At 72.1% G+C, this 13826-nt stretch carries 11 protein-coding genes; 6 read left to right on the forward strand and 5 right to left on the reverse strand.

Annotation, left to right across the window (positions count from 1 at the left end; all coding sequences use genetic code 11):
• Nucleotides 1–561: 561 nt before the first annotated feature.
• Both P3X83_RS02000 and P3X83_RS02005 read left to right on the forward strand, forming a co-directional pair.
• A complete protein-coding gene (locus P3X83_RS02000) occupies nucleotides 562–3291 on the forward strand; it encodes a CDP-glycerol glycerophosphotransferase family protein (protein WP_277303489.1) in 2730 nt (909 codons plus the stop codon).
• A complete protein-coding gene (locus P3X83_RS02005) occupies nucleotides 3288–4376 on the forward strand; it encodes a glycosyltransferase (RefSeq protein WP_277303490.1) in 1089 nt (362 codons plus the stop codon). Before P3X83_RS02000 ends, P3X83_RS02005 begins: the two co-directional genes overlap by 4 nt.
• A 45-nt stretch (nucleotides 4377–4421) precedes the next feature.
• Here P3X83_RS02005 and P3X83_RS02010 read toward each other — a convergent pair whose 3' ends face one another.
• The 3 genes from P3X83_RS02010 to P3X83_RS02020 all read right to left on the reverse strand — a co-directional run bounded on the left by P3X83_RS02010 (nucleotide 4422) and on the right by P3X83_RS02020 (nucleotide 8212).
• A complete protein-coding gene (locus P3X83_RS02010; protein ID WP_277302726.1) occupies nucleotides 4422–5483 on the reverse strand; it encodes a sulfotransferase in 1062 nt (353 codons plus the stop codon).
• An 84-nt stretch (nucleotides 5484–5567) separates the two neighbouring features.
• Entirely contained in the window at nucleotides 5568–6581 is a 1014-nt protein-coding gene (locus P3X83_RS02015; protein WP_277302727.1) for a CDP-alcohol phosphatidyltransferase family protein, read from the reverse strand.
• Between the two features lie 41 nt (nucleotides 6582–6622).
• Nucleotides 6623–8212: a glycosyltransferase family 2 protein gene (locus P3X83_RS02020; protein WP_277302728.1), complete on the reverse strand. Its 1590-nt coding sequence runs from the start codon at nucleotides 8210–8212 to the stop codon at nucleotides 6623–6625.
• Nucleotides 8213–8354: 142 nt separating this feature from the next.
• Between P3X83_RS02020 and P3X83_RS02025 the strand changes: the two genes are divergently transcribed.
• Complete coding sequence (locus P3X83_RS02025) at nucleotides 8355–8864, forward strand: GNAT family N-acetyltransferase (protein ID WP_277302729.1); 510 nt, start codon at nucleotides 8355–8357, stop codon at nucleotides 8862–8864.
• Nucleotides 8861–9910: a pseudaminic acid synthase gene (gene pseI / locus P3X83_RS02030; protein WP_277302730.1), complete on the forward strand. Its 1050-nt coding sequence runs from the start codon at nucleotides 8861–8863 to the stop codon at nucleotides 9908–9910. Before P3X83_RS02025 ends, pseI begins: the two co-directional genes overlap by 4 nt.
• 10 nt (nucleotides 9911–9920) lie before the next feature.
• Here pseI and P3X83_RS02035 read toward each other — a convergent pair whose 3' ends face one another.
• Together P3X83_RS02035 and P3X83_RS02040 are read right to left on the reverse strand one after the other, a co-directional pair.
• The gene (locus tag P3X83_RS02035; protein WP_277302731.1) at nucleotides 9921–10883 is read right to left on the reverse strand and encodes a glycosyltransferase; all 963 of its coding nucleotides are present in this window, start codon (nucleotides 10881–10883) and stop codon (nucleotides 9921–9923) included.
• Nucleotides 10880–11608, reverse strand: a complete 729-nt coding sequence (locus P3X83_RS02040; RefSeq protein WP_277302732.1) for a glycosyltransferase family protein — start codon at nucleotides 11606–11608, stop codon at nucleotides 10880–10882. The genes P3X83_RS02035 and P3X83_RS02040 overlap by 4 nt, the downstream gene beginning before the upstream one ends.
• 107 nt (nucleotides 11609–11715) lie before the next feature.
• On the opposite strand from P3X83_RS02040, the gene pseB reads away from it, so the two are divergent.
• Together pseB and P3X83_RS02050 are read left to right on the forward strand one after the other, a co-directional pair.
• A complete protein-coding gene (pseB, locus tag P3X83_RS02045) occupies nucleotides 11716–12699 on the forward strand; it encodes a UDP-N-acetylglucosamine 4,6-dehydratase (inverting) (protein ID WP_277302733.1) in 984 nt (327 codons plus the stop codon).
• Nucleotides 12699–13823 carry a DegT/DnrJ/EryC1/StrS family aminotransferase gene (locus P3X83_RS02050; RefSeq protein ID WP_277302734.1) on the forward strand — a complete coding sequence of 375 codons (1125 nt, stop codon included), beginning with the start codon at nucleotides 12699–12701 and terminating at the stop codon, nucleotides 13821–13823. The genes pseB and P3X83_RS02050 overlap by 1 nt, the downstream gene beginning before the upstream one ends.
• The last annotated feature ends 3 nt before the right edge of the window (nucleotides 13824–13826 follow it).

Genomic DNA, 13826 nt, shown 5'->3' on the forward strand with positions numbered 1-13826 from the left:
CGATCCCACAAAGAAGACCGGATACTGACAAAAAGCGCGGGTTTCTGGACGATCGATGGCGGCGCGGATGTGCGCGGATGCGAGGGGGCGAGGAATTCAATGGGGCTACGGCCACGAATCAGCAGGAGAACGGCCACATGTCCGCGTCGGCCGCGTGTCCGCCTCGCCGTCACGCCGGACTTGATGCGGTGCCGCTTGATGGCAGACCATCCCGGCGCGCCATCTCGGATGTTCGACTCGTCGCTCTCCGAGGTCGGGAGGGGCCCTCTTGGCCGGTGCCGTAACGGCGAGATGTGCACGCGCTCGGTAAGCGCCGGACGCCGGGGCTGGGCCGGGCATGGGCGTCGGACGGTGGGGGCTTGCCGTACGCGAGCGGCCCCGGGACCCCGGCGGTGCGGCGTCGGGCGAAGGTGCCGGAGGTCAGGGCGGCGCGGGTACGGGGGTGGGGGTTGGTTTGGGGGGTGGGGAAGCATCGGTCAAAGAAACGGTCATCTAGGCCGTTGATCCGATATTTCCGCCCTTACAGTCGCAATAGGGATTAATGCCGACTTGGGGGGTCGCATGCCCGACTGCACTGTCGTCGTGATCGCGTACAACGATGCCGCCCGGCTCCCCAGAGCCGTGCGGTCTGTCCTGGGGCAGACGTTGCGCGGGGTTGAAGTGATCATCGTGGACGACGCCAGCACCGACGACACCCCCCAGGTCACCGCCGCGCTCTGTGCCGAGGATCCAAGGGTGCGTGTCATCCGGCGGGCCGCCAACAGTGGCGGGTGCGGGGCACCGCGTAACGACGGCATGGCCGCCGCGACCGCCCCCTTCGTGATGTTCCTGGACAGCGACGACACCCTCCCCCGCCACAGCTGCAAGAGCCTGCTGGCCGAGATCGAGCGGACCGGCGCCGACTTCGTGACCGGGCAGGTGCGCCGCGTCTACGAGTGGGACCGCAAGCCGCAGTGCTACTTCCCTTCCCTCTACCGCCGCCGCGTCGTCGAGGGGATCCGCAAGGACCCCGAGATGTTCCTCGACACCTTCTCCACCAACAAGCTCTACCGGACCGCGTTCCTGCGTGAGCACGACCTGCGTTTCGAGGAGCGGATCCACTTCGAGGACCACATCTTCACCGCCCGTCTGTTCTGCGCGTCGCGGTGCTTCGCCGTCGTCCCGTGGGTCGTCTACGACTGGCATCGCGCGCCCGACCGGCCGGGCGTCAAGACGTCGATCTCGCTGCGGCTGCGGCAGATGGACAACGTCCGGCAGCGGGTGCGCGCGGCCTGGGCGAGCGATGTGGTGCTGATGGCCAACGGCTTCGCCGACCTGATCCCGGAGCGGCAGCGGCGGTTCCTGCGCCAGGACATCCGCGTCTACCTCAACCCGCTGCCGTCCCGCGACCGGGTGTGGGTGAAGGAGTTCGCCTCGGTGGTCCGGCCGTACCTGGCGGAGATCAAGCCGGACGTGTACGCGGGCGTGGACGCGATCACGCGGGTGTGCTGCCGGCTGATCATCGCCGACCGGATCGAGGAGCTGGAGGTCGCGGCCCGGTCGATGAGCGGGCCACGGGCCGCGCCGAGGCGCGCCGTCCGGCAGGACGGCCGGACCTACTGGGGCGCCGAGCCCGACCCCGGCCTCGACATCACCTCCCTGCGGATGGCCGAGCTGCCGTTCACGGCGAGCCGGTTGCGCCATGAGGTGACCGAGATGTCGGTGTCGGGCACGGCCCTGTCCATGACGATCCGGACCTACGACCCGTTCCACGTCCTGGACGCCAACCCGGGCTGGCACGCCGAGCTGCGCCTGCGTCACGGGTCGGTACGGCTGGCCCCCGCCCTCCAGGACGACGGCGGCTACCTCAGCGAGGTCACCGTCGATCTGCGCAAGACGGTGTCCGGCCCGTTCGGTCACGACGGCTCGCAGGAGCCCCGGATCGCGATCGTCCGCCCGGACGGCCGCAAGACCACCGACCGCCTGCTCGTCGAGCCCACCACTCCCCCGATCGAGGTGCGCGTCCCGGGCCACACGGTCACGCTGCGCGCGGACGGCCAGGCCGCCGTGCTGCGCGTGCGCTGGCGCCGCGAGGGCCTGCGCCGCCAGGTGCCCAGACTGGCCCGCCTGGCCAGGCGGGTGCTCCGCACGGCCGCCGACCCCCGCCTCAAGCTGGGCGTCTACCACGGCCTGATCCGCCTGCTGCCCCGCCGCCCCGACCTCGCCGTCTTCGAGGCCGACGTCGGCAAGGGCTACACCGGCAACCCCCGCTACATCTACGAGGAGGTCCGCCGCCGGGGCCTGCCGATCAGCGCGGTGTGGTCGGCGTCGCGGCGGCGCACGGACTTCCCGGCCGACGTGCCGCTGGTCCGGCGGATGAGCTGGCGCTACGTCTGGACCCTCGCCCGCGCCGCCTACTGGGTGGACAGCCACGGTTTCCCGCTGGACTTCCCCAAGCCGCGCGGCACCCGCTACCTGCAGACCTGGCACGGCCAGGGGATCAAGACGATCGGCTACAACGCGCCCGACCTGCGCGGCGACTTCGACGGCCCGCGCCGCCAGTGGCGCTCGGCGGTGGCCAGGTGGGACGCCCTGGTGTCGCCCGGGGAGGAGTTCGAGCGCACGTTCCTGCCGTCCAACGGCTACGGCGGCCCGGTGCTCCGGTACGGCTCGCCGCGCTGCGACGTGCTGGTCAACGGCGATCCGGCGGCGGCCCGCCGGGTGCGCGACCGCCTGGAGATCCCGGACGGCCGGCGCGTCCTCCTCTACGCCCCGACCTACCGCGACAGCGCGAAGTACTCCGGCGCGTCGGTCCGGGCTGACCTCGTGGAGATGGCCGAGGCGCTGTCGGACGAGTGGGTGCTGGTGCTGCGCACGCATCCGGTGGAACGGTTCACCGTGCCGCAGCACGTGCGGCACTTCGTCCGGCCCGCCGGTTCGTACCCGGAGGTCAACGATCTGATGCTGGCCGCCGACGCGCTGATCACCGACTATTCCTCGCTGATGTGCGACTTCGCGGTGACCGGCAAGCCGATGCTGTTCCTGATCGACGACTGGGACGAGTACCGCCGCACCGAGCGCGGCGCGTACTACGACCTGCCCGCGATCGCCCCCGGCCCGTGCGTGACGACGACGAGCGGGCTGATCGAGGCGGTCCGCGAACTCGGGCCGCTGTCGGCGGCGTTCGCCGCGAAGTACGCGCGGTTCCGCGAGATGTGGTGCGCCGACGAGCGGGGCGAGGCCGCGGCGCGCGTGGTGGACGCGTTCTTCGAACGCAGGCCGGTCGGTGAGAAGACGCCGGTGCCGAGGTGAGCACGGTCGTGTTCGCCTGCCTGGACGCCGACACGCTCGGCGGGATCCAGCGGGTCACGCACACCGTCGCCCAGGGACTCGCCGCGCGGGGCCACCGGGTGCACGTGATCGGCCTGCACCGGGCGCGTCGCCCGTTCAGGTACGTCGAACGGCCCCGTTACCGCCGTCACGTGATCCACCGGACGGCCGCGGGCCCGGTGGCCCGGTGGTCGCGGCGGCTGGGCGACCGGCGGCTGCGCGCCCTGCTGGAGGGCATCGGGCCCGGTCACGTGGTGATGACGTCCCCGTCGGTGGTGAGCCGGATGCTGGCGCTGCTGCCGGACGGCCTGGCCGGGATCGGCCACTACCACGGCTCCTTCGAGCACGCGCGCGGCACCTGGCACCTGGGTTCGGTGCGCCGCAACTGGGCGCGGCTCGACCAGGCGGTCTTCCTGAGCGACGACGACGCGGGCCTGTTCGCCGAGCACGCGATGCTGCCCAACACCTGGTCGATCGCCAACCCGCTGCCTGGCTGGCCGGTCCGCACGGCCGACCTGTCCGCGCACCGCGTCCTGGGCGTCGGACGGCTGGCCGGGGTCAAACGCTTCGACCGTCTGATCACCGCGTTCGCCGAGGCGTCCCGCCGGGTGGGCGACCCGTGGGAGCTGCACCTGATCGGCGAGGGCGAGGAGCTGCGGCGGCTGCGCGAGCACGCCCACGCCTCGGGAGCGGGCGATCGGGTGGTGTTCCGCGGGAGGGTGTCGTCGAAGGCGATGGCCCGGGAGTACCTGGGCGGCTCGGTGCTCGGCCTGTCCAGCGAGCACGAAGGCTTTCCGCTGGTGGTGGCCGAGGCGGCGGCGTTCGGCGTGCCCGCGGTGGCGTTCGACGTGTCCGGCGGCATGCGGTCCCTGGTGGTGCCGGACGGCACCGGCGTCCTGGTCCCCCCGGGCGACGTCCCCGCCCTGGCCACGGCCCTGGCGAACCTGATGTCCTCCCAGGACGACCGGCGACGGCTGGGCGCCGCCGCCCGCGCCCACGCGGAGTCCTTCCGCCTGGACCCCATCCTGGACGGCTGGGAGGAACTCCTCACCCACCTCGCCCGGTGACCCGTCCGGCGTCCCCCATGGCGCCGGACGGGCGGTTCCGGGGTGTTACTTGGTGGCCAGTTCCGGGGACTCGGTGCGCTGGCGAGGAACGCCGGCGAGGGCGAGCTGGCCGTCGGTGAGCTGGGCGCCGACCGGGTTCTGCTCGCGCATGCGGACGAAGCGGTCGAAGGTCTTGCGCTTCATCCGGGCCAGCTTGCGGCGGGCGGCCACCCGCTCGTAGGCGGCGAGGCGGGCCATCGAGATCTTCTCCGCGCCGGTCAGGTCGTACCCGTAGGCGCGGAGCCGGTCGGCGAGGACGGTCTCACAGAGCGAGATCTCCCACGGTTCGAGGCGCTGTTTGAAGCTGCCGGAGCGGGAGGTGGTGACCTCGCCGTGGGTGCGGGCGTGCCAGACCTTGCGCTCGGGCACGGCCACGTCGGCCATGTGCTGCGGCTGGCACATGGCCGGATCGAAGTCCTCGCCGAGGAAGCCGCAGAGCGCCTTGAGCGTCGTCTCCGGGTCCTCGATGAGGTGCTCGTACTGCAACTCGTGGTAGCTGCCCTCGGGCATGCGCTGGGCGCCGTGCCTGGCGAAGTCGATGGCCTCGGCCCAGCCGGACACCGCGCTGTAGATGTTGCCCTTGTACCAGGGCATCTCCTTCAGCGAGGCGACGCAGTCGCGGCCGTCCCTGATCAGGTGGACGAACTGGGCGTCCGGAAAGAGGCGCAGCAGCACCTCGATGTGCTGGAAGTACGACGGCCGCTTGTCGCCCCAGCGGGCCTTGCCGAAGCGCTCGGCGTAGGCGCGCAGCACGATGCCGAGCGCCGAGCCGAGGGTGCCGGGGCCGTCCACGATCTGGCGGGTGACCTCCTCGCCGGACAGGCCCAGCTCGTAGAAGCGGGTCTGGCGGCGGTTGACCACCCAGTCGGCGAGCTTGCGCCGCCTGGCCGGGTCGCGCAGGTCGCCGAAGGCGAGCCTGCGGTGGTAGGCGCTCATCATGAACCGCGTCTCCGGCGGAATCGCGATGTTCGGGTGCGAGTGCATCATGAGCTGGAGCAGCGTGGTGCCCGAGCGCGGGCAGCCGATGATGAAGATCGGCCGATCCTGCTGGGCGAGTTGCTGGCGCATTTGTTGGAAACCCCCGTAGAACCCCGTGAGAAAACCCCGTGAGAGAAAGCTTCTGGAACCGGCCCCCCGGCCGGGCGACCGGACTCAGCCGATGATCGGCGCGTCGATCCGGTTCTGTTCGCGCGCCGCGCGCCGTTCGGCCTTCTCGGCCTTGACTGTGAGGCGGCGCATGGTGCGTTTGAAATCGCGGGTGGACATCCACAGCTTGTAGACCAGCGCGCTCTCGAAGAGCATCAGCAGCCCCCCGGCCACCGCCACCGCGTACGGCACCGCCGCCGGGCCGAGCAGCGGGCCGATCACGAAGACCGCCATCTGGTACTCGATCCCACTGATCAGGTGGGTGCGGATGCGGTGCGCGAGCAGCGCCTCCCTGGCCCGGGTGTACCAGGGGAACCGTGACCGGAACCCGGACTGCAACCCCTCCCTGGCCTGCACGCGCAGTTCCACGTGCTCCCCCGAGCCGGGAACCGGCGCGGCGGCGGGCGGGTCATGCCGGTGGTCGTCCGCCGACACGTGCTCGGCCTGCGCCTCCTCGGCGTACCGGTCGAGCCGCCGCAGCGCGGCGGACGGCTCGGTCTCCCGCGCCTCGGCCATGGCGGCGACCAGCCGCTCCCGCATGGCCCTGCGCACCTTGGCCATGTGCGGCCCGTTGAGGTAGCGGAACAGGTCGAACGCGATGATCACCGCGGCCAGGTAGGCGGCCTCGACCCGGCCGGTCTGCTGGTAGATGCCGTACGACAGGGCGAACGAGCACATCACCAGCCGGACCTGGTCGAGGCTGAAGTCCAGCCACAGCCCGAACGAGGTGCCGTTGCCCTTGAGCCTGGCCAGCTTGCCGTCCACGCAGTCGGCGATGAACCCCAGGTGGTAGAACACCGCGCCGAGCGCGAGGAACCCCCAGCTCCCCACGCTGAAGCAGGCCGCGGCGCAGGTGCCGAGCACGAACGCGACCGCGGTCACCTGGTTGGGCGTGATCGACGTACGGCCGGCCACCAGTCGCACCAGGCGGCAGGCGATCGGGTCCACCAGCAGCACAGTCCACCAGGCGTCCCGTGCCTTGCACACGGCACGCACATCCGCGAGTGAGTACGTCGTCATGACAGACAGCATGATGAGATCGGGCGTTGTGGCACCGGAGCCTAGCCACCTCCGGAAACTGTCCTGGCCGAGTCTTTACCGGCCTCTTGAGCAACATCGCCGACATCCGGCTGAACCAGCCGGATCCTGCACGGACCGGTCGGCCGTCGCCGTTCCACCAGCAATGACTCGCCGTCTTCGTCCTCTCTGACCAGCAGGCGCGACTTGCGGACGCGTCCGCGCCTGCGCAGGCCGCCGGGGACGGTGACCTCGGCGTGCAGCCGCCAGGGGCCCTCGCCAGGAGCGACACCGTCCGGGACTGTGCCGGTAAGGGTGCCGGTAAGGGTGCCGGGATCGATCTCGGCGGTGAACCGGCCGCCGGGCCCGCCGGTGTACTCGATCGGGATCTTCCGGCGGGTGCCGGTCTCCACGAGCCACAGCCGCAGGTCGGTCTGTGCGCGTTCGACGGGCGCGACGCGGGCGTGCCCGGCCAGCCACAGCCGCCCGTCCCGGTAGGAGACGCGTTCGACCCGCGCGCGGAAGGCGATCTCGTCGGTGACGTCGAAGACGTCCGGGGGCAGCTTGCGGGACCGGTCACCGAAGTAGGGATAGGTGGCGTACCAGCGGTAGGTCTTACGGCCCCGCCGTACGACGGGGGCCTCGGCGACGCGGCCCTCCTGGCGGGCCTGGCGCACCTCGGCGAGTTCGGCGATCATCCGGCGGCGCAGCAGGTGCAGCTCCAGCCGCCGGACGGCCGGCAGTTCCCGCACCGCCTCCTCGCGCAGGCCGTCCACGAACGGCGCGACCAGGTCGAGCAGCCGGGCCCGGTCGCGCTTGTCCTCGGCGGCGATCACGGCGGCGGCCACGATGCCCAGGTCCCAGGTGGCGATCATGCCGTCCAGGGCGGGCCGCAGGCCGGGCGCCTGCTCGTCCAGGAACTCCTGGACCCCGCGCAGCGAGGCGATCCGCTCCTCGACGTTGGCGATCTCGGCGCGGCGCTGGGTGATGGAACTCTGCCCCTGCTCGCGGATCCGCCACAGGTAGACCGTGTCGGGCAGCAGGTCCACCCGGGAGGCGTGGACGTGCGCGGCGATGGCCACGGGCGCGTCCTCGTACAGGCCGGGCGGGAAGCTCAGGCCGGACGCGGTCCAGAAGGACCGGCGGTAGACCTTGTTCCACACGGTCCGGTCGCGCATCAGGTTCGGGTACTTGGTGATGTGGGTCCGCTGGCGGGTGCGGCGGAACAGCTTGGCGTGCAGGACCGACGGCGACTCGCCGTCGGGGCCGATCCGCAGCACGCCGCCGCAGGCGATGTCCGAGCCGGTGCCCTCCAGGCTCTCGACGAGCATCTGGTAGGCGTTCGGCGGCACGACGTCGTCGGCGTCGGCGAAGGCCAGGTACTTCCCGGTGGCCTGACCGATCCCGAGGTTCCTGGCGATTCCAGGTCCCTGGTGGTCGCGGCGGATGAGGGTGAAGCGGGGGTCGGCGGCGGCGTACGACTTGGCGACGGCCTCGCCGCCGTCGGTCGAGCCGTCGTCCACCATGACGACCTCGATGCGGTTCAGGGACTGTGCGGCCAGTGAGGCGAGGCACTCGGCAAGGTAGTCCTCCACGTTGTGGAACGGCACGATGACACTGAGCAACGGCTCCATGGCGTCAAAGATGCCGTCGGCTGCCCAACGACGCCGACCGCACTACCGGGCGATGACCTTCGCTTTGCGCAAGCCTTTGCCTCTCGTCACCACCCGCTGTCGGTACTCTCTGTGTCAGCGCGACCACGAAAGGTGAAAGATCATGCTGAGACCGATCGGGGAGCACGAACTGGAACGGGTGCGGCGCTGGCGTAACCACCCCATGGTGCGGGCGGCCAGCTTCACCACCCACGAGATACCGCCCACCGAGCACGCGCGGTGGTGGGCCGCCGTCCGCGCCGACCCCTGCCGCAGGGTGCTGGTCTACGAACACGGCGAGCCGGAGAAGACCCCTGCGGGGGTGGTGACCTTCGAGGGGCTCGGCGCGTTCGACCGCAGCGCCTCGTGGTCCTTCTACCTCGACTTCACCGGCCTGGAGCGGGACGGCACGCTGCTGGCCGCGTGGATCGGCGTCGAGCGCGCGGCGATCGACCACGCCTTCGGCCCGCTCGACCTGCTCACCCTGCACGGCCAGGTGCTGGCCGCCAACGAGGCCGTGCTCGCGCTGCACCGGCGGTTCGGGTTCAGCGAGAGCGCGCCCTACCTGCGGGAGATCGACGGCGTGCCACGCGAGGTCGTCCGCATTCGACTGGAGAGGGAGGACGCCCGATGATGATCGCCGGACGGCCGATCGGCCCCGAGCACCCGCCGTACGTGGTGGCCGAGATGTCGGGCAACCACAACGGCGACCTGTGCCGGGCGCTGGCCATCGTCGACGCCGTCGCCGACGCCGGAGCCCACGCGATCAAGCTGCAGACCTACCGGCCCGACACCATCACGGTCGACTGCGACCTGCCCGCGTTCCGCGTCGGCGACGACCACGAGCTGTGGGGCGGGCAGACGCTCTACCGGCTTTACGAGGGCGCGCACACCCCGTGGGACTGGCACCGGCCGATCTTCGACCGGGCCGCGGAGCGCGGGCTGACCGCCTTCTCCTCGCCCTTCGACCCCACCGCGATCGACCTGCTGGAGTCGCTGAACACGGCGGCCTACAAGATCGCTTCTTCGGAGGTCGTCGATCTGCCGTTGATCGGGCTGGCGGCCCGGACCGGCCGGCCACTGATCGTCTCGACCGGGATGGCGAGCGTGGGCGAGATCGACGCCGCCGTGGCGGCGGCTCGCCGCGCGGGCTGCGCCGAACTGGCCGTGCTGGGCTGCACCGCCTCCTACCCGGCCCCGCCCGAGCACAGCGACCTGCGCGGGCTGCCGCTGCTGCGCGACCTGACGGGGGCCGTGGTCGGGCTGTCCGACCACACGCCGGGGATCGGCGCGGCGCTGGCCGCCGTGGCGCTCGGCGCGTGCCTGATCGAGAAGCACGTGACGCTGTCGCGCGACGACGGCGGCGTCGACTCCGCGTTCTCGCTGGAACCCGCCGAGCTGGCCGCACTGGTGACCGAGAGCGAGCGGGCCTGGCGGGCGCTCGGCACCGCGCGCCTCGGGCCCCGGCCCAGCGAGCGGGAGGGGCTGCGGTTCCGGCGTTCGCTCTACGTGGTCGCGGACGTCCGCGCGGGCGAGACGGTGACCTCGGGGACCGCGGGGAACGTCAGGTCGATCCGCCCGGCGGGCGGGCTGCCGCCGGACCAGATCCCGCTGGTGGTCGGGCGGCGATTCACCCGCGACGCCAGCGCGGGCACCCCCTTCACCTGGGACCTCGTCTGAGACCAGCGGTTCAGCGGATGCGGGCGAGCGCGTCGGCGGCGCGCTCGCGGCCCAGGCCGTCGATCACCTTTCGGCCGCGGCGGGCGTATCGGGCCCGCCGCCCCGGATCGGCCAGCAGGTCGCGCAGCGTGGGGACGGCGGAGCGCGGGTCGTTGCCCGCCCCCAGCCCGGCGGCCAGCCCGCGTTTGGTGACCGCGTGGTAGCCCAGGAGCTGGTTCTCCCGCACCCAGGTGAGCGCGGTGGGCACCCCCAGGTAGAGCAGCTCCCAGACCGTCGTGCCGGCCGCCGTGATGACCAGGTCGGCCTGGGCCATCAGCCGGGGCAGCTCGTCGGTCGGCGGCAGCACCGAGATCGGCAGGCCGGGCGGCGGCGCGACCGGCCCCGGCGCTATCACCGTGGCCGAGAACGGCACGCCGGTCTCGGCCAGCGCGTCGAGCCAGCCCACCGTGACCCCGGTGGCGTCGGTGCCGCCGAAGAAGCACAGCACGTGCGGTATGCCCCCGGCCGGAACCGACCGGTATCTCCGTACGTCATCGCGGAGCAGCACGTAACGGGTGCCGGCCAGCACCGGCAGGCCCACGTGGCGGTCCTCCGCGCCGAGGTTCTGGTCGAGGTAGAGGTCGGCGGACTGCCCCCGGGTGTCGCCGTCGATGATCGCGAGCACCGGGATGCCCGCCCGGCGCAGCGCCATCCCGGTCTCGGGGGGCAGTTCGTAGGAGTCGAGCACCACCGAGTCGAGGCCCAGGGCGGCGGCCTGCGCGCCGAGCGCCTCGGGGCCTGGCCGCGCGGGCACCAGCGGCAGCCCCCGGCGCTGGAGCTGGGCCGCCGCCCACGACAGCCCGCCCAGGTCGCCCAGGAAGACGACCTCGATGCCGCGGGCGCCCAGTTCCTCGGCCAGCGCCACGCACCGCACCAGATGGCCGACGCCGACCCCGGGGCCGGCGTCGCAGCGTATCCCCACCCGGCGTCTCACGCCTCCTGCAGCTCCTTCTGGCGCACGTGGGCGTTGATCCCGGCCAGCTCGGGGCGATCTCGCAGCCACCGCACCAGCGTGCCGACCGGCATCGGGTCGTCGCCGACATGACCGGCGATCGCCTGGATGAGCCGCCAGTCGTCCTCGGTGTCGAGGGTGACCCGCAGGTCGTCGGCGGCGGGCGGGTAGCCCAGGCCGAGCACCTTGAAGCGTTCGGCGTGCGTGTAGACGTAGGAGGTCACGTGGACGCGGTGGTAGCCGGTGGCGAGGCGGTCGGCCTCCTCCAGCGCGCCACGCCCGACGATCTCGACGTCGGTGCCGCGCGGCAGCGTGCCGCCGAGCCCGGTGGCCGCGTAGTCGAGCCCGGGGACCGCCCGGAAGACGCTTGCCACCTCGGCGACCAGGCCGGGGTCGAGCAGCGGGCAGTCGGCGGTGAAGCGCGCGACCGCGTCGGCCGGGCGGTCCCGCAGCGCGGCGGCGAACCTGGCCAGGACGTCGTCCACGGGGCCGCGGTGGCAGGCGACCGACAGCCGGTCGCACTCGTCGGCGACGGCGTCGTCGGCGGGCTCGGTGGTGGTGGCGACCACGAGGTCGTCGAGCGCCGCCGACGAGCGCGCGGCGCGCACCACCCAGCCGAGCACGGACCTGCCGGACAGCTCCCGCAACACCTTGCCGGGCAGCCGTGTGGACCCCATGCGAGCTTGGACAATCCCGATAATACGCACCGTTGCCCCATTCCCCCGTGTGACAGTGAGTGCCTATCCGGTCGCGCTATGCTACCGGCTCGACCGGACCGGAAGCATCCGGCAGTCTCAAAACTCGGGGGAGTCACGTGGGCGTTCTGACCGGATCATCGATCCTGATCACCGGGGGAACGGGGTCGTTCGGCAAGGCGTTCATCCGCTATGCCCTGGATCGGCTGGCCCCCCGCCGGCTGGTGGTCTTCTCCAGGGACGAGCTGAAACAGTACGAGGCCCGTCAGCAGTTCGGCGACGACGACCGGCTGCGCTGGTTCATCGGCGACGTCCGCGACCGCGACCGGCTGGTCCGCGCCATGCACGGCGTCGACCACGTCGTCCACGCCGCCGCGCTCAAGCAGGTCGACACCGCCGAGTACAACCCCTTCGAATACGTCCGAACCAACATCGCGGGCTCGCAGAACGTGGTGGAGGCGGCCATCGACACGGGGGTGCGCAAGGTCGTCGCGCTGTCCACCGACAAGGCGTCCAGCCCGATCAACCTGTACGGCGCGACCAAGCTGGTCGCCGACAAGCTGTTCGTGTCGGCCAACCACTACGCCGCCGGGCATCCCACCAGGTTCGCCGTGGTCCGCTACGGCAACGTGGTCGGCAGCCGGGGCTCGGTCGTGCCGTTCTTCCTGCGCCTGGCCAAGGAGGGCGGCAGCATCCCGCTCACCGACAAGCGGATGACCCGGTTCTGGATCACCCTGCCGCAGGCCGTCAGGTTCGTGGTCGAGTCCTTCGACATGATGCAGGGCGGCGAGCTGTACGTCCCGCGCATCCCCAGCATGCGGCTGCTCGACCTGGCCGAGGCGCTGGCCCCCGACTCCCCCACCTACGAGATCGGCATCCGGCCGGGCGAGAAGCTGCACGAGGAGATGATCGCCCCCGACGACGGCCGCAGAACGCTGCGGCTGGCCGACCGCTACGTGGTCCTGCCCACCATCGCGACCTGGGGCTACGTCCCGCCGCAGGCGGGCGAGACGGTCCCGGAGGGCTTCTCCTACCGTTCCGACGGCAACGACCAGTGGCTGACCGTGGCTCAGCTACGCGAGATGATCTCGGCGGAGGTCTGATGCTCCCCTACGGCCGGCAGTCCATCGCCGACGTCGACGTCGAGGCGGTCTGCGAGGTGCTGCGCGGCGACTGGCTGACCACCGGTCCCGCCGTCGCCGCGTTCGAGGCCGAGCTGGCGCTGTGGACGGGCGGCGTGCCGTGCGTCAGCGTCACCTCGGGCACCGCCGCCCTGCACACCGCCTACATCGCGGCAGGGGTGCGTCCCGGCGACGAGGTCGTCACCTCGCCGCTGACCTTCGTGGCCACCGCCTCCGCCGCCTGCCTGCTGGGCGCGCGGGTGGTGTTCGCCGACATCGAGCCCGACACCGGCGCGCTGCACCCGGACGCCGCCCGCGCGGCGGCCACCCCGTGCACCCGCGTGGTCACGGCCGTCGACTACGCGGGCCATCCCGCCGACTACGACGCGCTGCGCGAGGTCACCGACGCGGCGGGCGCGATCCTGGTCGCCGACGCCGCGCACTCCATCGGGTCCCGCTACAAGGACCGGCCGGTGGGGTCGCTGGCCGACCTCACGACGTTCTCGTTCTTCCCCACCAAGACGGTCACCACGGCCGAGGGCGGGGCGGTGGCCGCCGAAGACCCCCGGCTGCTGTCGGCCGCCGCGCTGTTCCGCAGCCACGGCGTGGTCCGCGATCCCCGGCTGATGCGCCGTCCGGGCGAGGGCGAGTGGTATCACGAGGCGCAGTCGTTCGGGCTCAACTACCGGTTGCCCGACGTGCTGTGCGCGCTCGGCATCAGCCAGCTCCGGCGGCTGCCCGCGTTCCGGGCGCGGCGCGTCGAGCTGGCCGCGCGCTACGACGCCGCGCTCGCGGCGGCCGACGGGCTGAGCCTGCCCGCGCGCCGGACGTACGCCGACCCGGCCTGGCACCTGTACCCGGTGCGGATCCACGGCGGGCGCAGGCGCGAGGTCTACGACCGGATGCGCGCGGCGGGGATCGGCGTCCAGGTGAACTACATCCCCGCCTACTGGCATCCGGTCTTCGAGGACCTCGGCTACCGGCGCGGTATGTGCCCCGACGCCGAGGCGTACTACGCCGAGCAGCTCTCGCTGCCGCTGTTCCCGGGCCTCACCGATGGGGCCCAGGATCGCGTCATCGCGGAGCTGCTGGCCGTCCTGGAATAGGTG

It is taken from the genome of Spongiactinospora sp. TRM90649 (assembly GCF_029382225.1).
Lineage (GTDB): Bacteria > Actinomycetota > Actinomycetes > Streptosporangiales > Streptosporangiaceae > Spongiactinospora.